A 22,842-nucleotide genomic window follows, 5' to 3' on the forward strand; every position below is an offset into this window, starting at 1 on the left:
GATCCTGACCCTTCCATGGAAGCTTCTGCATTCTCCTGAGGCCCCGCTACGGTATCGCCTAGGGGCGGATATGGGCCATCTCCAGCAGCTCGCTCAGCGGTTCCAGCTGGCCCACGTGCAGCACCAGCACGCACTCGCCGGGTTCGTCGTCGGCGGGGCGAACGATGGCGAATTCGCCTTCCTCCAGATGGAATTCGTGGATCTCGCGGCTGCCCTCGGGCGTATTGCAGCGGATCGAGCGGTAGGCCTCGTCCTCGCCGTAGGTCAGGCGGTGATAGACCTTGAAGAAGGTATAGAGCGACAGACCGCGGGGAAACGCCGGCCAGCGGGCCGGGTTGTCTCGAGTCTCTGAGTCGACCTCGAGGCCGTCGGCCTCGGCGCTGGCGATGGCACCGGCCAGCGGCTCGGCGAGCAGGCTGTCGGCCTCGCCCGGCAGTGGGGCGAGACGGTCCAGCGCCTGCTGGTAGCGCTCGGCGATCGCACGCAGGTCGGCCGTCATGCCCAGCGCATGGTCGCCATGTCGCAGGTCTTCGGGGGCGCAGCCGCCGTTCTCCCAGCCGTGGATCACCCTGAGCGTCAGTCGCCCTTCGCGCATCGGCGCCTCCAGCAGCGCCTGGAGGGCGATGCGCAGGTGCAGCTGGCGCTCGGGGACGCCGTTGTCGAAGGCGGCGTAGGGCTCGGCGAAGATCCGGTGCAGGCAACCGGGGGCGTGTTCCTTGGCTTCGGTAAACGGCATGGCGGGGTCCGGGCTGGTTGTTCGAATGGCGGGAAGGATGTGTCATGCTGGCGTGGCAATCCGGATATCGGCCATGTTGGCCCTGTCTTGAGGATCGCCACTACAATCCATTCACTGTCGCCAGGGGAGTCCCGCCGGCATCGGCGGGGCTGAGAGAGCGTGCGTCGCTGACCCTGGAACCTGATCCGGTTCACACCGGCGGAGGAAGTGCGACATGCCTTATCTGACGTCAGCCGTGCTTGGCGCGGCGCTTCTGTGTTTCACCGTTCTGGGCCTGCGTGCCCGCCGGGCCGACGGCCCGCTCGACGACTACGTCACCGCCCGCAACTCCCAGTCGGCCCCGACCCTGGGGCTCTCCTTCCTGGCCTCCGGCATGGGCGCCTGGATCCTCTTCGCGCCGCCCGAGATCGGCGCCTTCGTCGGCCCGCTGGGCCTGGCCGGCTATGCCATCGGCTCGGCGCTGCCGTTTCTCGTGCTCGGCGCCTTCGGCCCGGCCATCCGCCGTCGCCTGCCGCAGGGGCGCAGCATCGGCGAGTACGCCGAGGCCTGCTTCGGCGCCGGCATCCGCCGCTGGGTGGCGCTGGTCTCGGTGCTGTACATGGGCTGCTTCCTGGCCGCCGAGCTGACTGCCATCGGCGCCATCACCGGGCTGCTGTCGGACGTGCCGGTGGCGCTGGTGGTGGTCGGCGTGGCGGTGGCGACCCTGCTCTACACCGCGCTGGGCGGGCTGCGCGCGAGCCTGGCCACCGATCGCTGGCAGGCCTGGCTGCTGCTGGCCCTGCTGCTGGTGGTGGGCGGCGTGGCGCTGGCCCGGCTGCCCGAGCTGCCGGCCGAGGCCGCGCTGCCGTCGATTCCCGCCGGCGATGCGCTGTCCGTGGCGTTGACGCTGGTGATCGCGGTGACCGCGGCCAACCTCTTCCACCAGGGCTACTGGCAGCGGGTGTGGGCGGCCCGGGACGACCGGGCGCTGGGGCGCGGCGCCTGGCTGGGCGGCGGCATCACCGTGCTGGTGGTGGCGGTGGTCGGCGGCCTCGGCATGCTGGCCGCCATGGCCGGCGTGTCGCTGGGCGAGCCGCCGATCCCGTTCTTCGCGCTGCTCGCCGAGGCGCCGGGCTGGCTGGCGCTGCCGGCGCTGGTGCTGGCGGTGACGCTGGTGGCCTCCAGCGTCGACACCCTGCAGAACGGCATCGCCTCGCTGGTGGTGGCCGGCAGCGGCCGTCGCGGCCTGTCGCTCAGGGCGTCGCGGTGGGTCACCGTGGCGCTGATGGTGCCGGTGGTGGCGATCGCCCTTCAGGGGCTTTCGGTGCTGCGACTGTTCCTGATCGCCGATCTGCTGTGCGCGGCCATCGTGGTGCCGGTGTTGCTGGGGCTGTGGGCGCGGATGAGCGCCGTGGCGGCGCTGGCCGGCGGCCTCGCCGGGCTGGCCGGTGCGGTGCTGCCGGGCTGGGTCGCCTCGGGCAGTGCCCTCGACGGCCTGCTGGCGGCGAGCTTCCCCGGTGGGGTGCCGACCCTGCCACCCTTCCTCGGCGCGCTCGTGGCCTCCAGCGCGGTGGCGCTGCTGGTGGCCTGGTGGCGCCCGGCCGCGGTGCGGCGCACGGCCTGAACGGTTGCCAGGCCGGCGGATGACGGCCACCCTCTGAAGGTCATCCCGACCTGACGGAGGAGCCGCGCCATGAGTGACACGCCACAGGATCCCCGCCGCCGCCATTCCGCCCCGGTGGTGGACGGCGTCGGCAAGTCGGCCAGCCGCGCCATGCTGCGCGCGGTGGGCTTCAACGACGCCGACTTCACCAAGCCCCAGGTGGGCATTGCGTCCACCTGGAGCCGCGTCACGCCCTGCAACAGCCATATCGGCGAGCTGGCCGAGCAGGCCAGCGCCGGGGCGGATGCGGCCGGCGGCAAGGGCGTGATCTTCAACACCATCACCATCTCCGACGGCATCGCCAACGGCACCGAGGGCATGAAGTATTCGCTGGTGTCGCGGGAGGTGATCGCCGATTCCATCGAGACGGTGGCCGGCTGCGAGGGCTTCGATGGCCTGGTGGCCATCGGCGGCTGTGACAAGAACATGCCCGGCTGCCTGATCGGCCTGGCGCGGCTCGACCGGCCCAGCGTCTTCGTCTACGGCGGCACCATCCTGCCCGGCGAGGGGCACACCGACATCGTCTCGGTGTTCGAGGCCATGGGCGCCCACAGCCGCGGCGATCTCGACCTCATCGACGTCAAGCGGATCGAGGAAACGGCGATTCCCGGGCCCGGCGCCTGCGGCGGCATGTACACCGCCAACACCATGGCCTCGGCCATCGAGGCACTGGGCATGAGCCTGCCCGGCAGCTCGGCGCAGAACGCCGTGTCCCAGACCAAGCGCGACGACAGCCGGGCGGCGGGAGAGGCGGTGCTGGCCCTGCTCGAGCGCGACATCACGCCCTCGGACATCATGACCCGCGAGGCCTTCGAGAACGCCATCACCGTGGTGATCGCCCTGGGCGGCTCCACCAATGCGGTGCTGCACCTGATCGCCATGGCCGACGCCATCGGCGTGTCGATCACCCTCGACGACTTCACGGCGATCGGCAAGCGGGTGCCGGTGCTCGCCGACCTGCGCCCCAGCGGCCAGTACATGATGAGCGAGCTGGTCGAGATCGGCGGCATCCAGCCGCTGATGAAGACCCTGCTCGAGGCGGGGCTCTTGCATGGCGACTGCCTGACCGTGACCGGCGCCACACTGGCCGAGAATCTGGCCGATGTGGCGCCTTACCCCCAGGATCAGGCGATCATCGCGCCCCTCGAGGCGCCGCTGAAGGCCCAGAGCCATCTGCGCGTGCTGCACGGCAACCTGGCGCCGGAAGGGGCGGTGGCCAAGATCACCGGCAAGGAGGGCACGCGTTTCTCGGGTTCGGCCCGGGTGTTCGGCTCCGAGGAGGAGGCCCAGGCGCGCATCAACGACGGCAGCGTGGTGGCCGGCGACGTGGTGGTGATCCGCTACGAGGGGCCCCGCGGCGGGCCCGGCATGCGCGAGATGCTGACCCCGACCTCGGCGATCATGGGGCGCGGGCTCGGCAGCGAGGTGGCGCTGATCACCGACGGCCGCTTCTCCGGCGGCAGTCACGGCTTCGTGGTCGGCCACGTGACGCCGGAGGCCTTCGACGGCGGTCCCCTGGCGCTGCTCGAGGATGGCGACACCATCACCATCGATGCCGAGGCCGATACCCTCGATGTCGCGCTCACCGTCGAGGAGCTCGAACGACGCCGGGCCGCCTGGCAGCGGCCGGCGCCGCGCTACACCCGCGGGGTACTGGCCAAGTACGCGCGCACGGTCAGCTCCGCCTCGACCGGGGCGGTGACCGACCGCCCCGACTAGCTTGGCCCATCGGGGACCCGAGACGCGACGGCGCCGCCCCGAGGGGCGGCGCCGTTCGTGCTTTCGGGCAGGGCGTGCCCTGCGGCCGTCGGCTTACTGGGAGAGCGCCCGGTTCATCATGTCTTCCATGCTCATGGCGTCCTCGGGCAGCTCGAAGGCGCTTGCCGCCGGGGCCTCGTCGGACAGCGAGGCGATCCGGAAGCGGTCGCCGAAGCGCAGCATGCCGAGCCCCTCTTCCTCCAGCGCCGAGGCGATCGGGTCGGGTTCGCCGGTCATGGTGCGCTGGTAGGCGTGGAAGGCGCGCATCAGCTCACGTACCTGATCGTCGTCGCTCAGCACCAGGGTGTCGTCATGGGCGTTGCCGGCCTTGTCGGTCCACGTCAGCGCGTAGACCTCGCCCTCCAGGCCGGCGACGGTCTCGCGTTCGCCGGTGGCCTCGAGCCGTTCGACCGAGTCGGCCTGCTGGCTGGTCACGCCGGCCATGGCCTGATCGCCGCCCATGCTCTCGGCCATCTGCTTGAGGCGGGCCATGTCCATGACCAGGGTCTGGCCCTGCATCCGGGTGACCATGTAGCCGTTGCCGTCCTTGAGCAGCATGAAGCCCGCCTGGGCCTGCTGGGGGAAGTCCATGCGCAGGTCATCGCCCGCCCAGCGGACTTCCATGGTGGCGTTGCCCTGGTCGGAACGGCTCTCGAGGGTGGCCTGGCCATCGGCCAGGGCGGGCAGCGAGGCGGCCAGCAGCAGGCCGGTCACGAGGTGGCGCATCGGGAATCTCCCTGATCTCTCGAATCCATGAGGTGGAAGGGCCGGCGTGACCGGCCCGGGCCCAGTGCGCGGGCGAGCGGGTCGCCTGACGGCTAGGGCGGCGTGAGTTCGTGGTCGATGGTGCTGCGCAGTGCCTGTAGCTCGTCGAGGGTGAGCTGCTCCAGGCGTCCGGCGAGAAGGTCGCTGATCTTCTGCATCGGCAGGCCCGCGCGACGGGCGATCTCGCGGTTGCCGAGATCCGATACGGCGATCAGCCGAGTGATGATGCGCATGAGGCGCGTACGTTGTTCCAGGTCCCTGACGTCGAGGTCAGGGCATCGTCGCGGAGGGTCGAGGATTTCCGCGTTGGATGGGCTTGCCGTGCTCATGATGCTCCACAGGACAGAATCGACCGCTACAGCATGAAGCCTTTTGACGCGTTTCGCCAGTGGTCGAAAGGCGGATGGCGCAAGATTCATTGCCCGCTGAATCGGCCGGTGGCGGGGATGGCAAGGCCAGGGGCGGACAGGGCAAAGCGCGGTCTCCGATGCGGTTGAATCCCCGGTGTTCTTGGTCTGTGGTCGGCATTTCCGGGCGCGGGGGAGATGTAGGGATGACGGCGGTTTGTTGATGTTTTATAAAAATGTCGATATTTTTGATTCATCGACCCTCGATCCCCTGGAGCCTCCCGATGACCGCGTTGACCCGGATACCCGAACTCGCCATGCCGCTGCCCGCCGACCTGCAGGGCTTCACCCTGACGCCGTCGGCCCAGTCGCCGCGCTTGCTGCAGATGAACTTCTCCCGCGAGGTGGTCACGGCCTTCGTCGAGGCCGTGGCCGAGTGGCCGGTGCAGGCACTGGAGTACAAGTCGATGCTGCGCTTTCGGGTGGCGAAGCTCCTCGACGACCTGTGTGGCAACACCCTGCAGCCGGTGCTGATCAATACCCTGGTGGACCGCGCGACCGGCGGACTGCAGGTGGTGCCCGAGGGCCTGGACGACGTCGCCCAGGCCGAGGAGATGGTCAAGTTCGCCACCGCCGTGGCGCACCTGATGGGGCGTTCCAACTTCGACGCCATGAGCGGCCAGTTCTATGCCCGCTTCGTGGTCAGGAACGTCGACGAGTCCGACAGCTACCTGCGCCAGCCGCATCGGGTGATGGAGCTGCACAACGACGGCACCTTCGTCGAGCAGGACACCGACTACGTGCTGATGATGAAGATCGACGAGCGGCACATGCAGGGCGGCGACTCGCTGCTGCTGCACCTGGATGACTGGGAGGACCTGGAGCGCTTCTATCGCCATCCGCTGGCGCACCGCGGGATGCGATGGGCGGCGCCGCCCAGCAAGAACGTCGCCAAGGACGTCTTCCATCCGGTGTTCGACGTGGACCGCGAGGGGCGGCCGATCATGTCCTACATCGACCAGTTCGTGCAGCCGAAGGACTTCGAGGAGGGCAACTGGCTGTGCGATCTCTCCAAATCGCTGGAGGGCAGCGCGGCGATCCTGTCGGTGCCCAATCCGGTGGGTAGCTTCCTGCTGATCAACAACCACTTCTGGCTGCACGGCCGGGACCGCTTCACGCCGCACCCGGAGCTGCGCCGCGAGCTGATGCGCCAGCGTGGCTATTTCACCCATGCCGCGACGCGTCCCCAGCGTTGAAGCGGGCGGCGACGTCGAATCGCGCCCTGAGGGTATAAAGGGGCATGACCGGGCCATGCCGTCTCCGCGGCGTGGCCCTCGCTCATCGCAACGAGGACGGCATGTACGATTTCATCATCATCGGCGGAGGCATTCTCGGCATGTCCACCGCCATGCAGCTCAAGCAGGCCTATCCGGATCGCCGGATGCTGGTGCTGGAGAAGGAGCACCAGCCGGCCTGCCACCAGACCGGGCACAACAGCGGCGTGATCCACGCCGGGGTCTACTACACCCCGGGCAGCCTCAAGGCGCGCTTCTGCCTGGAGGGCAATCGCGCCACCAAGGCCTTCTGCGACGAACACGACATTCCTTACGCCAGCTGCGGCAAGCTGCTGGTGGCCACCAACGACCTGGAGATGCAGCGCATGCAGGCGCTGTGGGAGCGCACCGAGGCCAACGGCCTGGAGCGGGAGTGGCTGTCGGGGGGCGAGCTTAAGGAGCGTGAGCCCAACATCACCGGCGTCGGCGGCATCTTCGTGCCGTCCAGCGGCATCGTCGATTATCGGGCCGTGACCCGTGCGATGGCGGCCGAATTCGAGCGGATGGGCGGTGACATCCGCGTTGGCGCCGAGGTCACCGGGCTCCAGGAACGACGCCAGGAAGTGGTGGTGACGACCGCTGCCGGCGAGTTCAGCGGACGCTATCTCGTGACCTGCTCGGGGCTGATGGCCGATCGAGTGGTGCGCATGCTGGGCCAGGACCCGGGGTTCACCATCTGCCCCTTCCGCGGCGAATACTACCGGCTGCCCGAGCGTCACAATGCCATCGTCAATCACCTGATCTATCCGATTCCGGACCCGTCGATGCCGTTTCTCGGCGTGCACCTGACGCGCATGATCGACGGTTCGGTCACCGTGGGGCCCAACGCCGTGCTGGCCTTCAAGCGCGAGGGTTATCGCAAGCGCGACGTCTCGCCGGTCGATCTGGCGCGGATGTTCACCAACCCGGGCATCCTCAGGGTGCTGGGGCGCAACCTGCGCCCGGGGCTCAAGGAGATGAAGAACTCGCTGCACAAGCGTGGCTACCTGGAGCTGGTGCGCAAGTACTGCCCGAGCCTGACCCTCGATGACCTGGAGCCCCATCCGGCCGGGGTGCGTGCCCAGGCGGTGTCGCGGGACGGCAAGCTGGTCGACGACTTCCTGTTCGTCAACACGCCACGCACGGTGAACGTGGGCAACGCCCCGTCGCCGGCGGCCACCTCGGCGCTGCCGATCGGTGCGCATATCGTCGGCAAGGTGAAGGAGCTGGTCGGCGAGTGAAGGCGGCGTTGAAAGGCGGCCCCCGGCCAGCGCGCAGGAAGCGCTAAAGTTGTCGCCGTATCGACGTTGGTGGTGTGGCCCCGCCGCGCGGGGACTGCTAGCGTTTTTCCAGGCGCGCCGGCCAGTTATCGACCGAGCCGGCATCGCTCGAACAAGCACAACAATTCCCTCGAATCGTCTGTAGGAGGCTTCATGCGCGCACTCAAGACGGCCCTCGCCGCCACTCTGCTGGTGGCGGCCCCCGCGGCCCTGGCCCAGCAGCAGCTGTCCATCGCCACCGGCGGCACCGGCGGTACCTACTATCCCTACGGCGGCGGCCTCGCCGAGCTGATCAACGAGCACGTCGAAGGCTTCGACGCCGTGGCCGAGGTCACCGGCGCCTCGGTGGAGAACATGGGGCTGGTCTGGCGCGGCGACTCCGACCTCGCGCTGGCGCTCGCCGACACCGTCTACCAGGCCTACAACGGCACCGGCGACTTCGAGGGCCGCCAGCTCGAGAACATCCGCGCCCTGGCGTCGATCTACCCCAATGCCGTGCAGATCGTGACCATGGCCGATTCCGGCATCGAGTCGCTCTCCGACCTGGAAGGCAAGGTCGTCTCGGTGGGCGCACCGGGCAGCGGTACCGAGATCAACGCCAGCACCCTGCTGGAGGCCAACGGCATCACCTACGACGACATCGACGCTCGCCGCCTCAACTTCAACGAGACCGCCGATGCCATCCGCGACGGCGACATCGACGCCGGCTTCTGGAGCGTGGGCCCGCCCACCAGCTCGATCATGAACCTGGCCACCACCCGCGACATCCGCCTGATCGGCCTCTCCGACGAGGAGATCGCCAACGCCCAGGCCGAGGAACCGGTGTTCGCCGCCTATGAGCTCAAGTCCGGCCTCTACGAGGGCATGGAAGAGGCGGTGCAGACCATCGGCATCCCCAACGTGCTGGCGGTGAGCAGCGAGATGGACGAGGAGCTGGCCTATCGGATCACCCAGACGCTGTTCGAACACACCGACCAGCTGATCGCCATCCACCCGGCGGCCAATGACACCACCGTCGACTTCAGCGTCGAGTCCACGCCGATCGCCTTCCATCCCGGCGCGCTGCGTTACTACGAGGAAGTGGGCGCCGAGATCGCCGACCGTCAGCGTCCCTGAGGGGCGCCGCGATGAGGTGTTCGATGACCCCGGGGCGAGCCGTCAGGCTCGCCCCGTCGTCGTGGCGGGTGCGGGTCAAGGCCCTGCTGGCGGCGCTGCTGCTCGGCGGGCTGGCGCCGCCGGCGCTGGCCGACTGCCCCAGCCATGAGCTGACGGTCCTCGACGCCCAGGACCGGCCGCTGGTACGCCTGCCGATGCCGGACGGCGAGGGCTGGTGCCTGGCCTGGAACCATTCGGTGGAGGGTTTCACCGTCCACGACTGCTATCGCAACGTCGCCGGACACATGGTGCTCCAGCGCAGCCACCTGCCGGACTTCGCCGCCGGCCTCGACCACATTCCCGGCCGCGGCCGCCAGGTCTCCGACGGCCGCGGCGGCTACTGGATCGAGGCCATCGACGAGCCGGTGCCCGGCGATGCCTACCGGCTTCGGGTCGGGTCGCCGCGCGTCGATCATCGCCTGGTCGGTCGCCCCGGAGGCGCGCCGCTGGCGACCCTGCTGGACGACGCCCGGGACTGCGACGCCGGCGGAGGGTATCCCGATGCGGCCGAGTCGCCGGTGGTCGTGAGCCTGAGCGAGCTCGCCGCCAACGAGCGGGTGACGCTGGCCCTGGAGGCCGCGATGCCCGACGACGAGGACGTCTGATAATGAACGACCTGTACCGTCGAGCAACGTCTGGCTTTCATCCAACTTCAAGAAGAGAGACACGCCCATGAGCGAAGCGGGTGCTTCCCCCATCGTCCCCGGCAGCCAGGCGCCGCACTCGCGCCCGGTGCTGTGGCTGATCAGCCTGGTGGCCGTTGCGCTGTCGCTGTTTCAGCTCTACTCCGCCGGCATCGAGCCGCTGGGGCTCTTCTACCAGCGCAGCATCCACCTGGCGCTGATCATGATGCTGGCGTTCCTGATGTTTCCGGTGTTCGGCGCCCGGCACGGAAGGGGGCCCCTGGGCGGGGCGATCGACCTGGCGTTTTTCGCCGGGGCGGTGATCACCGGCGGCTACATGGCGCTGTATCTCGACGAGATCATCAATCGCGCCGGTTTCTGGAGCCAGACCGACATCACGGTCGGCATCATCGCCACCGTCACCGTGCTGGAAGCCAGCCGCCGGGCGGTGGGGTTCGGCATGACGGTGATCGGCGTGCTGGCGATCCTCTACGCCTTCGCCGGCCCCCGCGGCGAGCTGCCCTGGCTCGGCGAATGGCTGCCCGGCATCCTCGAGCACCGCGGCTACGGCCTGGACCGCCTGGTCGGCCAGCTCTACCTGGGGCAGGAAGGTATCTTCGGCCTGCCCATGGGCGTGGCGGCGACCTATATCTTCATCTTCGTGCTGTTCGGCGCCTTCCTCGAGATCACCGGCGCCGGCCGCTTCTTCATCGACCTGGCCTACGCCGCCACCGGTCGCCAGCGCGGCGGGCCGGCCAAGGCGGCGGTCATCGCCTCGGCCGGCATGGGCTCGATCTCCGGCAGCGCCATCGCCAACGTGGTGACCACCGGCGCCTTCACCATCCCGCTGATGAAGCGCCTGGGCTACAAGCCCCACCAGGCCGGCGGCATCGAGGCGGCGGCTTCCACCGGCGGCCAGATCATGCCGCCGCTGATGGGCGCCGGCGCCTTTTTGATCGCCGAGTACACGCGGATGCCCTACCTGGAGGTGGTCAAGGTCAGCATCCTGCCGGCCATCATGTACTTCGGCACCGTCTATCTGTTCGTGCACATCATCGCGCTCAAGCAGGGCATGCAGGGCATGGCGAAGAGCGAGCTGCCGCAGCTGCGCGACGTGATGGGCGCCGGCTGGCACTTCCTGCTGCCGCTCGCGGTGCTGGTGTGGCTGCTGGTGATGAACATGTCGCCGATGCGGGTGGGCTACTACGCCATCCTCACCATGCTGGCGGTGGCGGCACTGCGCTTCGCGGTGTGGTTCTTCTTCGTCGCGCCCGGGCGCGGAGAGCCGGTCACCGGGGCGGCGCTGATCCAGGCGCTGAAGCTCGGTGCGCTCAAGGTGATCGAGGGGCTGGAGCTCGGTGCGCGCAATGCCGTGGCGGTGTCCATGGCCTGCGCCGTGGCGGGCATCATCGTCGGGGTGGTGGGCCTCACCGGGCTGGGGCTCAAGTTCTCGGCCATGATGATGGCGTTCTCCGACGGCAACCTGCTGCTGGCGCTGGTGATGGTGCTGCTGGCCAGCCTGGTGCTGGGCATGGGGCTGCCGGTGACCGCCAGCTACATCGTGCTGATCGTGCTGGTGGGACCGGCGCTGACCTCGGAGTTCGGCGTGCCGCTGCTGATCGCCCACCTGGTGGTGTTCTGGTATTCGCAGGATTCCAACGTCACCCCACCCATCGCGCTGGCGGGCTTCGCCGGGGCGGCGATCGCCGGGGCCAGGCCGATGGACACCGGCTTCCAGGCCTGGAAGTTCGCCAAGGGGCTCTATCTGATCCCGCTGTTCATGGTCTTCAATCCGGAGATCATCATGGGCGGCCCGCTGCCGCTGCTGGCCTGGACGACGCTGACCGCCTTCCTGGCGCTGGGCGCCTTCGCCGCCGCCCTGGAGGGCTACCTGTTCACGCGCATGTCGACACCGGTGCGGCTGGTGCTGCTGCCGGCCATCGTCGGGGTCTTCTACCCGAGCCTGATCGCCGAGGCCGCCGGCGCGGCGGTGATGGTGCTGGCGCTGGGGGGCAACTGGATCGCCAGCCGACGGGAGGCCGCCGTGGCCGGTTGAGGCCGCTGGCCTTTTCAGCGCCCCGACCCTGGCTTTTACAGCGCCCCGGGGCCAGCGCTCTTCGGCCAGACGCTAGACGGCCCCGCCCGGGCGATCCGGGCGGGGCCGTGTCATGGAGCGCGATGGCTTATTGAGTCGACTGGGTGTCGTCCTCCATCATTTCCTCCACCTCTTCGTGCGCCTCCTCGGCGGCCTCTTCGGTCGCGGCGGCGGCGTCCTCGGCGGTTTCCTCGGTCGCCTCGGCGGCATCAGCGGCGGCGTCCTGAGTCGCGTCGACCGCATCGCCGGCGGCATCCCCGGCGGCCTCGACGGCATCACCGGTGGTGTCGGCCACGGCATCGCCGGCCTGGTCCACGGCGTTCTCGGTGTCTTCCAGGGCCTGGCCGGCGATGGAACCCTGGCTGGCCACCGGCTCCAGGCTCACGGTGATCGGCGCCTGCTCGGCGTCCGGGCCGACCTCGACCTGATGGCGTTGGGTGGTGGTCCACAGCAGATTGCCGTCGTCGTCGCGGATCTCGGCGCGCACGGCGTGGGCGTGGCCCGGATCGACCTGATCGGTCGTGTAGTCGAGACCGAACTCGACCGGGTCGTTGCCGGTCACGTCGACGGTGGTCTCGCTGATGGTGGTGGCCGGCGCGTCGGCGCGGGCCACGTCGAGCAGGCTGACGGTGACCTGGGCATCGTCCGGCAGCGGCGTATCGGTGGCGACGAACTCCAGCACGCCCTCGAGGGTCTTGCTGGCCTGCTGCTCGCCGTTCTGGGACGCCTGTTCGCTGCCGGTCGTCTGTTCGGTCTGGGTGGCGGTATCGGCCGCGTTCTGTTCGCTGTCGTCGGCCTGGTCGCAGCCGGCCAGCGCCAGGGTGCCGGTCAGGGCTGCCGCAATGAAAAGTTGACGCTTCATGGTCGGTCTCCTTCAACACGTGTGCCGTGTGGGGGTGTGTGGTCGCGTCCCTGTCGACCGCTTCGATCATCACCCTATCAAGCTAATCTGCAGGAAGCTTGAAACCCGCTGTCGCCTGGTGGCGACATTGGGGCCGCAGGGAGGGATCGAATCGGGACGACCTGCCGCGATCGCCCCCTTTCCCGGCGCTGTGGGAGAGGTAGGCGCGTCGCGGCTCTGTTAGAATAGCGGGTTCCCGATTTTCATCATCCGCCCGCGGCATGCGCTGCGAGGTGGCGTCATTCCCGTTTTCAGGAGCCCAGGATGACAGCATCGAACGAGACGCCGCGGGTCGGCGTGATCATGGGGTCGAAGTCCGACTGGCCGGTCATGGAACATGCGGTGACCATGCTCGAGCGCCTCGGCGTGCCCTACGAGACACGCGTCGTCTCGGCCCACCGCACCCCGGACCTGCTGTTCGACTACGCCAAGTCCGCCGCCGAACGCGGCCTGCAGGTGATCATCGCCGGCGCCGGCGGCGCGGCCCACCTGCCCGGCATGGTGGCCTCCCAGACCGCGTTGCCGGTGCTCGGCGTGCCGGTGGAGTCCAAGGCCCTCAAGGGGCTGGATTCGCTGCTGTCGATCGTGCAGATGCCCGGCGGCATCGCCGTGGGTACCCTGGCCATCGGCAAGGCCGGCGCCACCAACGCCGGCCTGATGGCGTCCCAGATCGTCGGCCTGCAGGATGCCGAGGTGCGCGAGGCCGTGGAGGCCTTCCGCGCCGAGCAGACCCAGACGGTGCTGGACAATCCCGACCCGCGCCCCCTTCCCTGACCGCGAGCGACGAGCGAGGCAACCACGATGAACATCGGCGTACTCGGAGCCGGCCAGCTCGGCCGGATGCTGGCCCTGGCGGGCTATCCGCTGGCCAACCGCTTCACCTTCCTCGACACCACCGGCCACCCCAGCGCGGGCATCGGTGACGTCATGATCGACACTGACCAGAAGCACCTCGAGAGCTTCCTCGAGAAGGTCGATCTGGTCACCTACGAGTTCGAGCACCTGCCGGTGGCGCTGGTCCAGGCGATCGAGGAGCGCAAGCCGGTCTACCCCGGCAGCGAGGCGATCCGCGTCTGCCAGCACCGCGCCGAGGAGAAGGCGCTGTTCGATCGCCTGGCCATCCCGACCCCGGCCTATCGCCTGGTGGACAGCGCCGAGGCGCTGGAGGCCGCGGCGCGCGAGCTGGGCACGCCGGTGGTCGCCAAGTCCGTCACCGAGGGCTACGACGGCAAGGGCCAGGCGGTGATCAAGGACCCGGCCGATGCGGCCGAGGCCTGGCGCTCGATCAACCACCCGCGGCTGATCGTCGAGGCCTTCGTCGACTTCGTGCGCGAGGTGTCGATCATCGCCGTGCGCGGTCGCGACGGTGAGGTGGCCTTCTACCCGATGGCCGAGAACGTCCACGTCGACGGCATCCTGCGCTACTCCGTGGCGCCGATGCCGGACCTGGACGACGCCGTCCAGCAGACCGCCGACGGCTACATCCGTGCGCTGCTCGACGAGCTCGACTACGTCGGCGTGCTGACCCTGGAGCTGTTCCAGACTCGCGACGGCGGCCTGCTGGCCAACGAGATGGCACCTCGGGTGCACAACTCCGGCCACTGGACCCAGGATGGCGCGGTGACCAGCCAGTTCGAGAACCACCTGCGCGCCATCCAGGGCCTGCCGCTGGGCAGCACCGCCGCTCGCGCGCCGACCTGCATGGTCAACGTGATCGGTCGCGAGGGCGAGGCGGCGAAGCTGCTCGAGATCGACGACGCCCACCTGCATCGCTACGACAAGGGCGAGCGCCCGGGCCGCAAGCTGGCCCACGTCAATCTGGTGGCGCCGACCTTTGATGCGCTGCTGGAGAAGGTCCGCGCCTGCGCGGCCCTGCTGCCCGACGCCCCGGCGCCGAGCTTCAGCTTCGAGTGAGGCCTCGCCTCATCGGCTGACAGGAAAAGGCCGCGCCCCTCGGGCGCGGCCTTTTCCGTTATCCGGTGTCATCCCATGATCAGCACACTGGCCAGCCCGCCGCCGCCCACCAACAGCGCGAACAGGATCAGCGCCAGCAGGAAGGGCTTCGGCCCCAGGGCGCGCAGCCGGGAAAGGCGCGTCTCGAACCCCAGCGCCGCCATGGCCATGGTCAGCGCCAGCTGGCCGAGCTGCACCAGGGCCGCGTGCAGCGGGGCGGGCAGGGCGACCAGGCTGTTGAACGCCACCATGGCCAGGAAGCCGAAGGCGAACCAGGGGATCACCAGGCGGCCGCGATCGCCGTCTTCGGCGCCGCCTGCCTGCCGGCGCTGCCACCACTGGCCGACGATCAGCAGGAAGGGCACCAGCAGCATCACCCGCACCAGCTTGACGATCACCGCGTTGGCCAGCGCCTCCGGACCCACCGCCTCGCCGGCGGCCACCACCTGGGCGACCTCGTGGACGGTGGCGCCGATGTAGATGCCGAACAGGCCCTGCGGCAGGTCCAGCAGCGAATAGAGCAGCGGGTTGACCAGCATCGCCAGCGAGCCGAACAGCACCACCGTGGCCACGGCCATCGAGGTAGCGGCCGGGCGCGCACGGATGGTCGACTCGGTGGCCAGCACCGCGGCGGCGCCGCAGATGGCGCTGCCGGCGCTGGTCAGCAGCGCGGTGTCGCGGTCGAGCCCCAGCAGTCGGGTGCCGATCCCGTAGCCGCCGGCCAGCACGCCGGCGATCACCAGTGCGTCCAGCACCAGCACCTTCGGCCCCAGGCCGGCCACCTGCTGCAGCGTCAGCGAGAGGCCGAACAGCACGATGCCGCCTCGCAGCAGCCGGCGGGTGGCGAAGGCGAGCCCGGGGCCGGTCTGGCTCAGGTGGCGGGCCAGGGGCAGATTGCCGGCCACCATGCCCAGCAGCAGCGCCGGCATCAGCGGACTCACGCCGGCCTCGGCGAGCATCGGCAGCCGCGAGAGCGCGGTGCCGCCGAGAGTCAGCAGGGCGCAGAGGGCGAGGCCCGGCCACAGGGCCTCGCGCATCGGGGCGGTGGGGAAGGAGACGTTGTTCATGGCGCCCATGCTATGCCCTAATAGCGCTAATGGTTATCAGCTGATAACGAAACTGCTTTTCGGAAAAACCGATATGTCGCCCCAGGTCAGCTTCCGCCAGCTTCAGGTCTTCGCCAGCGTCGCGCGTCTCGGCACGGTCAGCGCCGCCGCCGAGGCGCTGTCGCTCTCCCCGTCGTCGACCAGCCAGGCGCTGGCCGACCTGGAGCGTCAGCTCGGCGTGGCGCTGTTCGAGCGCCCCGGGCGGCGGCTGGTGCTCAACGAACTGGGGCGCGGCCTGCTGCCCCGGGCCGAGGCGCTGCTCGACGACATGGCCGGCTTCGTCGCCGCGGCCCGTGAGCCAGAAGGCGAGCTGCGCGGCACGCTGGACGTCTCGGCCAGCGCCACCGTGGGCACCTACCTGCTGCCCGGCCTGGTGGGGCGCTTCAGCGAGGCGCATCCTCGCGCCGATCTACGCCTGCGGCTGCGCAACACCCACGAGGTCGTGGGCGATGTGCTGCGCCTGGAGGCTGACCTGGGGCTGATCGAGGGCGAGTGCCGCGAGCCGGCGCTGGTCAGCGAGCCCTGGTGCGAGGATCGGCTGGTGGTAGTGGCCGCGCCCGGCCACTCGCTGGCGAGTCGCGGCGACCTGGAGGACGGCGATCTCGCCGAGGCACCCTGGATCCTGCGCGAGCCGGGCTCCGGCACCCGCGAGGTGTTCGAGCAGGCCATGCGCGATCTGGGCCTGATGCCCCGGGTGCGCATGTCGCTGGGGCAGCACGAGGCGATCAAGCAGGCGGTGCTGGCGGGGCTCGGGCTCGGCTGCCTGTCGGCGCTGAGCGTGGCCGGCGAGCGCGAGCGCGGCGAGCTGGTGGCGCTCGACAGCCGGCTGGTGCTGTGCCGCACCTTTTCGCTGGTGTGGCATCCCGAACGCTACCGCAGCCCGCTGTGGCAGGCCTTCAAGGTGTTCCTCGTCGAGTCCCGGGGCGATGGCTGAAGCCGAGAACCGCTTTCTTGATCTGACCCCGCAGCGCCTTCGCGAGGCTGGCATACACTGAAGGCCGGGCGAAGGCAGCGGCCCGGTGTGCCTTCCAGCGGGCCAACGGCACGCGAACAGGGACGGAGAAGGACAGGACGCGATGCCAGGACGAAGGAGAGGGACATGCTCCCGGTCGTGAACGATCTGCCGCCCGCGGCGGCGGCGCTGATCGTGCTGGGCGGGCTGCTGGCCTCCAGCATCTTTGCCGATGCCGTGGCGTGCCGCACCCGGCTACCGCGCATCTCGCTGCTGGTGCTGGTCGGGCTGAGCGTGGCGATCGTTCAGCAGCTGGTGCTGGGGCTGCCTGCCGGTCGCCTCCTCGACGGTCTCGGCGAGCCGCTGGTCCAGGTGGCCCTGGTCATGGTGGCCTTCCTGCTGGGCGGCGAGCTGACCCTGGCGCGCCTGCGAACCACCGGCCCGCTGATCCTGATCGTCTCGCTGTCGGTGGTCGGGGTCGGCGCCCTGGCGGTGGGACTGGGCCTCTGGGCGCTGGGATTCCCGCTGGCGGTGGCCGTCTCGCTGGCGGCGATCTCGGTGGCCACCGATCCCGCCGCCGTCCAGGAGAGCATTCATGCCAGCGGCGACACTCGGCTGCGGGCCCGCCTGCTGCTGGGCATCGTGGCCATCGACGATGCCTGGGGCATCCTGGTCTTCGGGCTGGCCATGTCGGTGCTGGGCTGGGGGCTTCAGGGGGCGGCCGGTGGCGAGCACCTGCTGCTGGAGGCGGTCTGGGAGCTGGGCGGGGCGCTGCTGCTGGGTGCTGTCATCGGTCTGCCCGCGGCCTGGCTGACCGGGCGCCTGGCGCCGGGACAGCCCACCCAGGTCGAGGCCATCGCCCTGATCCTGCTGCTCGCCGGCCTGTCGACCTGGCTCGGCGTTTCCTCGCTGCTGGCGGCCATGGTCACCGGCATGCTGATCGCCAACCTGTCCCGCCACCATACCCGCTCGTTCAGCGAGATCGAGCACATCGAATGGCCCTTCCTGGTGTTCTTCTTCGTGCTGTCCGGCGCCAGCGTCGATCTCTTGCACCTTCACGAGGCCCAGGGCCTGATCCTGGCCTATCTGGCGCTGCGGCTGGCGGGCCGCTTGCTCGGCGGCATGCTGGGCGGGCGTCTGGCCAGGGTTCGCCAGGCCGACCTGCCCCGGGACATCGGCCTGGCCCTCACGCCCCAGGCCGGGGTGGCCATGGGCATGGCGCTGCTCGCGGCGGAGCGCTTTCCCGAGCATGGCACGCTGCTGCTCTCGACGGTGGTGGCCTCGACCCTGGTGTTCGAGACCGTCGGGCCCATGCTGGTCCGACGGGTACTGCGCGAAGAAAGCTAGGCCGGTGGCGGGGCGAAAGGGCGTCAGACGAGCGCCAGCCATATCGCGATGGCCGCGAAGTGCGCGGGATACCAGGCCAGCCACAGGCGGCGGGGCATGGTGAAGGGCACCCGCGGCGAGAGCCGGTGGGCGCCGGCGGCCAGCAGCAGCGCCACCAGGCAGGTGGCGACGGTAAAGGCCTTGGCCATCGGGGAGCTGTTCATCAGTCCGGCGGTGACCAGCACCGGCAGCGCCGACATCAGCCCCAACAGGCGCGCGTCCGGCGTCGCCGCGGGCGCGTGCAGGCGCTGCATCGCCAGCATGTAGAGCGGGATCATCAGCAGGCCCAGATGCCCATACTCGACGACCGGGCCCGCCAGCCCCCACACCGCCAGGGCGGCGATCGCCTCGGCAGTCATCTGCCAGGCGGCGAGACCGCGCCCCCGCCGTGCCGGCAGGCTCAGCAGCCAGGCGCCGCCGATCAGGCCCAGCGACAGCGTGAAGCAGATATTGAGGATCAGGCCATCGATATCCCGGGGCATCAGCGCATAGGGCAGCTGGGCGACGAGGCCGATCACCAGCACGCGGCGGGCGTAGCGCAGCGGATCGCGGGTGTTGAACAGCCCGTGCCAGGCGACCATGGCGGCGAACAGCGGGAAGGCGATGCGCCCCAGTGAGGAGTCGATCCAGTCCAGTCCCCAGGCCTCGGGCACCGCGTAGCGCGACAGATGGTCGAGGGTCATGGTGATCAGCGCCAGCCACTGGCCCCAGCCCGTCCAGGCCGAGGAAGGGCGAGCGACGCCGGCATCGGCGTTGGCGGCGAGGGACATCGCGATCTCCTTGTCATGGGTGACCCTTCCGATGACCGGCGTGTGGCGAGCGGGTTCGGCACGTGGCGCTGCCTTGTCGATTTCCTGCACAGGGTGTCGCCGACCGGCATCGAGGCGAACGCCGGTCATGCCGGCTTGTCTCACGTATTGCCTATAGTCTCTATAGGGAACGTTTCTGCCGACAACGTCCATATCGGAGCCTGCTCATGAAGATCGGCGAACTGGCGCGGCGCACCGACTGCCGCGTCGTCACCATCCGCTACTACGAGCGCGAGGGGCTGCTTCCCGAGCCCGCTCGCAGCGAGGCCAACTACCGCCTCTACGGCGAGGCCCATGTCGAGCGACTGGCCTTCATCCGCCGCTGCCGGGCGCTGGACATGACCCACGACGAGATCCGCGCGCTGCTGGAGTGTCATGATCACCCCGACCAGCCCTGCCGTGACGCCGATGCGCTGATCGATGCCCACCTCGATCACGTGGCCGCCCGCATTGCCCAGCTGCAGGCCCTGGAGCGCTCGCTCAGGACGCTGCGGAGCCGCTGCCAAGGGCAACGCCTGGCCGCCGAGTGCGGCATCCTCGACGCCCTGGCGCACCCGCCGGAAGACACCGCAACCAACGCGCCGGCCGACGACCATGTGCCGGGGGTGCATCCGCGGCTGTGAGCGGGGCCGGCGCGGCAGCACGTCCCCCTGAAACGCCAGCGGCCCCGACTCTGTCGGGGCCGCTGGCGTTTCTTGGCCTGGCGCCCGGTGTGTCTCGGCGCCGGCGCTCTGGAGGCCTGACTCGCTGAAGACCTTACTCGCTGAAGTACTTGGCCTCGATCTCGTCGTAGGTGCCGTTGGCCTTGAGCGTGGAGAGCGCTTCGTTGAAGGCCTCGGCCAGCTCGCCGTCACGCTGGCGGAAGGCGATGCCGAAGCCTTCGCCGAAGTATTCCACCGGCTCGCTGATCTTCTCGCCGACGGTCTTGTAGTCGCCGGCCTCGCTGTCGATCAGGGTGGACTTGCCGATCGGGAAGTCGAGGAAGGCGATGTCCAGGCGGCCGGCATCCATGTCCAGCACCATGTCGTCGGCGGTGGCGTAGCGGTTCACGTCGGCCACGTCGCCGTACATGTCGGTGACGTAGTTGTCCTGCAGGGTACCGCGCTGCACGCCGATCGATTTGCCGTCCAGGGATTCGGCGTCCGGCGTGACGATCTCGCTGTCGGCCGGGGCGAACCAGGCGGAGGGCGGAGTGATGTAGGGGTCGGAGAACAGCACCTGCTCGCGACGCTGCTCGTTGATGGTCATCGAGGACATGATGGCGTCGTACTTGCGCGCCTTCAGCCCGGGGATGATGCCATCCCAGCCCTGGACGACCCATTCACACTGAATGCCGATCTCGGCGCACAGGGCATTGCCCAGGTCGATGTCGAAGCCGGTCAGCTCGCCGTCCGGGGTACGGTATTCCATCGGCTCGTAGGGCACGTCGACGCCGATGCGGATGTCGCGGACGTCGGCACTGGCGGTGCCGGCGATCATGGCGGCGCTCAGCACGCCGAGGCTCAGGATCTTCTGAAACTTCATGGAGGGACTCCCCTTGTTGTTGATGGTCCACCTTGTGGGCGGCGACTCTGGGATGATGACCCGCCCACCTTAGCGGAAGGCCGGGCGGGTCGAAAGCGCAGGAACGAACGTTGGTTCCCAACGTTCGTTTGACGCTCGCCTCAGCCGCCCGTGACGCTCGCCTCAGCCGCCCGCCGGCTTGAGGTGGGCGAGCAGCCGATTCTCCAGGCGGCGGAAGACATAGATGATCGTGAAGGTCAGGCACAGATAGATCGCCGCCACGAACAGGAAGGCATCGAAGGGCGCGTAGAAGCGAGCATAGACGAAGCGGGCCGCGCCGGTGAGGTCCATCAGGGTCACCACGCTGGCGATGGCGCTGGCGTGAAGCATGAAGATCACCTCGTTGCCGTAGGCCGGCAGCGCGCGCCGGAAGGCACTGGGCAGCACGATGCGCCGCATCATCAGCCCCCAGGACATGCCGTAGGCCCGGGCCGCCTCGATCTCGCCCCTGGGCGTGGACTTGATCGCGCCGCGGAATATCTCGGTGGTGTAGGCCCCGGTGTTCAGGGTGAAGGCGATCAGTGCCGGCACGAAGGGCTTCTCGAGGATCACCCACAGCCAGGTCTCCTGGATGCCCTCGACGAATACCACGCCGTAGTAGATCAGGTAGAGCTGCACCAGCAGCGGCGTGCCGCGGAACACGTAGCAGTAGAAGAAGATCGGCAGCCGCACCCAGGCGTGCTTCGAGCCGCGGCCGATGGCCAGCGGCACCGCCAGCACCAGGCCGATGATCAGCGACAGGAACACCAGCTGGACCGTGGTGACCAGGCCGTCGCCGTAGTAGGAGAGGGTCTGCAGGGTGAAGATGCTGTTGTCGGCCAGCTGAGCCTCGAGCCAGTTCATCAGGGCGTCCATCAGTTCGCCTCCCCGTAGCCGATGTCATAGCGCTTCTGCAGGCGAGCGAAGCCCCATTCGGAGACGCTGGCGATCAGCAGGTAGATGACGGCGACGATGATCATGAAGGTAAAGGGCTCGCGAGTCGCCTTGGAGGCTTCGGAAGCGACGCGGACCATGTCCGACAGGCCGATCACCGAGACCAGGGCGGTGGTCTTGAGCAGCACCATCCAGTTGTTGGACAGGCCGGGCAGGGCGTGGCGCATCATCTGCGGGAAGCGGATGCGGCGGAACACCAGCCAGGGGCGCATGCCGTAGGCGCGGCCGGCCTCGATCTGGCCGCTGTCCACGGCCATGAAGGCGCCGCGGAAGGTCTCGCCCATGTAGGCGCCGAAGATCAGGCCGATGGTGACCACGCCGGCGACGAACTCGTTGACGTTGATGAAGATGTCGACGTCGAACTGGTAGTAGAGCCAGTCGGTGACCGCGTTGATGCCGATCTGGCCGCCGAAGAACAGCAGCATCATCAGCACCAGGTCCGGCACGCCGCGGATGACGGTGGTATAGAGCGTGCCGAGCTGGCGCAGGCCCCAGTGGCGGGACATCTTGGCGCTGGCGGTGGCGAGTCCCAGCACGATGGCCAGGAGCAGCGACAGCACCGCCAGCTCGACGGTGATCAGGGCGCCTTCGAACAGGCGCGGGCCGTAGCCGTGCAGATCGATCATGGGTGATCTCCTCGTGCGGGCGCCTTAGTGCTTGGGTGCCAGGAACTGCTTGAGACGCTCGGAGCGCGGATTGCCCAGCACCTGCTCGGGCGGCCCGGCTTCCTCGACCTGGCCCTGGTGCAGGTAGACGACCTGGGTCGAGACGTCGCGGGCGAAGGCCATCTCGTGGGTGACCACGATCATGGTGCGGCCTTCCTCGGCCAGGTCGCGCATGACCTTGAGCACGTCGCCGACCAGCTCCGGGTCGAGCGCCGAGGTCGGTTCGTCGAACAGCATCACTTCCGGGTCCATGGCCAGCGCCCGGGCGATGGCGCCGCGCTGCTGCTGGCCGCCGGAGAGCTGGGCCGGGTAGTAGTCGGCGCGCTCGCCCAGGCCGACCCGCTCGAGCAGCTCGCGGGCGTGCTTGATGGCGTCCTGCTTCGACTTGCCGAGCACGTGCACCGGGGCCTCGATGACGTTCTCCAGCAGCGTCATGTGGGCCCACAGGTTGAAGCTCTGGAAGACCATGGAGAGCCGGGCGCGCATGGCCACGACCTGCTTCCAGTCCGCCGGCTCGCGGCCGTGCTTGGTCTCCTTGAAGCGGATCGGATCGCCGTGGACGATCAGCTCGCCCTCGTCGGGCTGCTCGAGCAGGTTCATGCAGCGCAGGAAGGTGCTCTTGCCGGAGCCGGAGGCTCCGATCAGGGTGATGACGTCGCCCTTGTGGGCCTGCAGGGAGAGCCCCTTGAGGACGTAGTTGTCGCCGAAGCGCTTCTTGATGTTGCGCACTTCCAGCGGAATCGGGGTGTCGGCCATGGAAAAGGCTCCAGTTCGAAGGGATCACCTGGGCGCTGCCGGAAATCGCACCGGCGACGCGACTTCGGGCAGGGCCCCAGAGACCGTTCGAGACGGTCCGGCGT

Annotated in this window: 22 protein-coding genes and 1 riboswitch; of the genes, 12 read left to right on the plus strand and 10 right to left on the minus strand. The window is 69.1% G+C overall.

The window, feature by feature from the left end; translation table 11 throughout:
• Window positions 1-58 precede the first annotated feature (58 nt).
• Window positions 59-736 (minus strand): hypothetical protein, encoded by a 678-nt coding sequence (locus CVH10_RS07985; RefSeq protein ID WP_035593736.1) that lies wholly within the window; start codon window positions 734-736, stop codon window positions 59-61.
• 112 nt (window positions 737-848) lie between these two features.
• Window positions 849-961, plus strand: a riboswitch (TPP riboswitch).
• Between CVH10_RS07985 and CVH10_RS07990 the strand changes: the two genes are divergently transcribed.
• Window positions 951-2,339 (plus strand): sodium:solute symporter, encoded by a 1,389-nt coding sequence (locus tag CVH10_RS07990; RefSeq protein ID WP_106488311.1) that lies wholly within the window; start codon window positions 951-953, stop codon window positions 2,337-2,339. It overlaps the preceding riboswitch by 11 nt.
• Before the next feature lie 69 nt (window positions 2,340-2,408).
• On the plus strand, window positions 2,409-4,097 hold the full coding sequence (gene ilvD / locus CVH10_RS07995; protein WP_035593733.1) for a dihydroxy-acid dehydratase: 1,689 nt from the start codon (window positions 2,409-2,411) through the stop codon (window positions 4,095-4,097).
• Between the two features lie 93 nt (window positions 4,098-4,190).
• On the opposite strand, the gene CVH10_RS08000 is transcribed toward ilvD, so the two are convergent.
• Entirely contained in the window at window positions 4,191-4,862 is a 672-nt protein-coding gene (locus CVH10_RS08000; protein ID WP_035593729.1) for a hypothetical protein, read from the minus strand.
• Window positions 4,863-4,954: 92 nt separating this feature from the next.
• Entirely contained in the window at window positions 4,955-5,320 is a 366-nt protein-coding gene (locus CVH10_RS08005; protein WP_311241434.1) for an XRE family transcriptional regulator, read from the minus strand.
• 212 nt (window positions 5,321-5,532) lie between these two features.
• On the opposite strand from CVH10_RS08005, the gene glaH reads away from it, so the two are divergent.
• From glaH to CVH10_RS08030, 5 genes are all read left to right on the plus strand, one after another.
• Window positions 5,533-6,504, plus strand: coding sequence for a glutarate dioxygenase GlaH (glaH, locus tag CVH10_RS08010; protein WP_106488312.1), 972 nt, complete (start codon window positions 5,533-5,535; stop codon window positions 6,502-6,504).
• Between the two features lie 101 nt (window positions 6,505-6,605).
• Window positions 6,606-7,802 carry an L-2-hydroxyglutarate oxidase gene (lhgO, locus tag CVH10_RS08015; protein WP_106488313.1) on the plus strand — a complete coding sequence of 399 codons (1,197 nt, stop codon included), beginning with the start codon at window positions 6,606-6,608 and terminating at the stop codon, window positions 7,800-7,802.
• A gap of 192 nt (window positions 7,803-7,994) precedes the next feature.
• A complete protein-coding gene (locus tag CVH10_RS08020) occupies window positions 7,995-8,957 on the plus strand; it encodes a TAXI family TRAP transporter solute-binding subunit (RefSeq protein WP_035593719.1) in 963 nt (320 codons plus the stop codon).
• 23 nt (window positions 8,958-8,980) lie between these two features.
• The gene (locus tag CVH10_RS08025; protein WP_052052370.1) at window positions 8,981-9,601 is read left to right on the plus strand and encodes a DUF1850 domain-containing protein; all 621 of its coding nucleotides are present in this window, start codon (window positions 8,981-8,983) and stop codon (window positions 9,599-9,601) included.
• A 67-nt stretch (window positions 9,602-9,668) separates the two neighbouring features.
• Entirely contained in the window at window positions 9,669-11,675 is a 2,007-nt protein-coding gene (locus CVH10_RS08030) for a TRAP transporter fused permease subunit (RefSeq protein WP_035593717.1), read from the plus strand.
• Window positions 11,676-11,802: 127 nt separating this feature from the next.
• Here CVH10_RS08030 and CVH10_RS08035 read toward each other — a convergent pair whose 3' ends face one another.
• Window positions 11,803-12,576, minus strand: a complete 774-nt coding sequence (locus tag CVH10_RS08035) for a YbaY family lipoprotein (protein WP_106488314.1) — start codon at window positions 12,574-12,576, stop codon at window positions 11,803-11,805.
• A 303-nt stretch (window positions 12,577-12,879) separates the two neighbouring features.
• On the opposite strand from CVH10_RS08035, the gene purE reads away from it, so the two are divergent.
• Both purE and CVH10_RS08045 read left to right on the plus strand, forming a co-directional pair.
• Window positions 12,880-13,389 (plus strand): 5-(carboxyamino)imidazole ribonucleotide mutase, encoded by a 510-nt coding sequence (gene purE, locus CVH10_RS08040; RefSeq protein ID WP_035593715.1) that lies wholly within the window; start codon window positions 12,880-12,882, stop codon window positions 13,387-13,389.
• A 27-nt stretch (window positions 13,390-13,416) separates the two neighbouring features.
• The gene (locus tag CVH10_RS08045) at window positions 13,417-14,529 is read left to right on the plus strand and encodes a 5-(carboxyamino)imidazole ribonucleotide synthase (protein WP_035593713.1); all 1,113 of its coding nucleotides are present in this window, start codon (window positions 13,417-13,419) and stop codon (window positions 14,527-14,529) included.
• Window positions 14,530-14,597: 68 nt separating this feature from the next.
• Here CVH10_RS08045 and CVH10_RS08050 read toward each other — a convergent pair whose 3' ends face one another.
• Window positions 14,598-15,644: a YeiH family protein gene (locus tag CVH10_RS08050; RefSeq protein WP_369335753.1), complete on the minus strand. Its 1,047-nt coding sequence runs from the start codon at window positions 15,642-15,644 to the stop codon at window positions 14,598-14,600.
• A 64-nt stretch (window positions 15,645-15,708) separates the two neighbouring features.
• Here CVH10_RS08050 and CVH10_RS08055 point away from each other — a divergent pair, with 64 nt between their 5' ends.
• Both CVH10_RS08055 and CVH10_RS08060 read left to right on the plus strand, forming a co-directional pair.
• Complete coding sequence (locus CVH10_RS08055) at window positions 15,709-16,608, plus strand: LysR substrate-binding domain-containing protein (protein ID WP_106488315.1); 900 nt, start codon at window positions 15,709-15,711, stop codon at window positions 16,606-16,608.
• Window positions 16,609-16,773: 165 nt separating this feature from the next.
• Window positions 16,774-17,973 carry a cation:proton antiporter gene (locus tag CVH10_RS08060; protein ID WP_035593710.1) on the plus strand — a complete coding sequence of 400 codons (1,200 nt, stop codon included), beginning with the start codon at window positions 16,774-16,776 and terminating at the stop codon, window positions 17,971-17,973.
• A gap of 23 nt (window positions 17,974-17,996) precedes the next feature.
• Here CVH10_RS08060 and CVH10_RS08065 read toward each other — a convergent pair whose 3' ends face one another.
• A complete protein-coding gene (locus CVH10_RS08065) occupies window positions 17,997-18,782 on the minus strand; it encodes a TraX family protein (RefSeq protein ID WP_106488316.1) in 786 nt (261 codons plus the stop codon).
• Between the two features lie 206 nt (window positions 18,783-18,988).
• On the opposite strand from CVH10_RS08065, the gene cadR reads away from it, so the two are divergent.
• Entirely contained in the window at window positions 18,989-19,444 is a 456-nt protein-coding gene (cadR, locus tag CVH10_RS08070; RefSeq protein WP_106488317.1) for a Cd(II)/Pb(II)-responsive transcriptional regulator, read from the plus strand.
• A gap of 133 nt (window positions 19,445-19,577) precedes the next feature.
• On the opposite strand, the gene CVH10_RS08075 is transcribed toward cadR, so the two are convergent.
• The 4 genes from CVH10_RS08075 to CVH10_RS08090 form a co-directional block, all read right to left on the minus strand.
• Window positions 19,578-20,345, minus strand: a complete 768-nt coding sequence (locus tag CVH10_RS08075) for a transporter substrate-binding domain-containing protein (protein WP_035593704.1) — start codon at window positions 20,343-20,345, stop codon at window positions 19,578-19,580.
• A gap of 162 nt (window positions 20,346-20,507) precedes the next feature.
• On the minus strand, window positions 20,508-21,239 hold the full coding sequence (locus CVH10_RS08080) for an ABC transporter permease (protein ID WP_035593702.1): 732 nt from the start codon (window positions 21,237-21,239) through the stop codon (window positions 20,508-20,510).
• Complete coding sequence (locus tag CVH10_RS08085; RefSeq protein WP_035593700.1) at window positions 21,239-21,943, minus strand: ABC transporter permease; 705 nt, start codon at window positions 21,941-21,943, stop codon at window positions 21,239-21,241. The genes CVH10_RS08080 and CVH10_RS08085 overlap by 1 nt, the downstream gene beginning before the upstream one ends.
• Before the next feature lie 24 nt (window positions 21,944-21,967).
• Complete coding sequence (locus tag CVH10_RS08090; RefSeq protein WP_035593698.1) at window positions 21,968-22,738, minus strand: ABC transporter ATP-binding protein; 771 nt, start codon at window positions 22,736-22,738, stop codon at window positions 21,968-21,970.
• Window positions 22,739-22,842 lie beyond the last annotated feature (104 nt).

This window comes from Halomonas sp. ND22Bw (genome assembly GCF_003011945.1).
GTDB classification, from domain to species: Bacteria; Pseudomonadota; Gammaproteobacteria; order Pseudomonadales; family Halomonadaceae; genus Halomonas; species Halomonas halophila.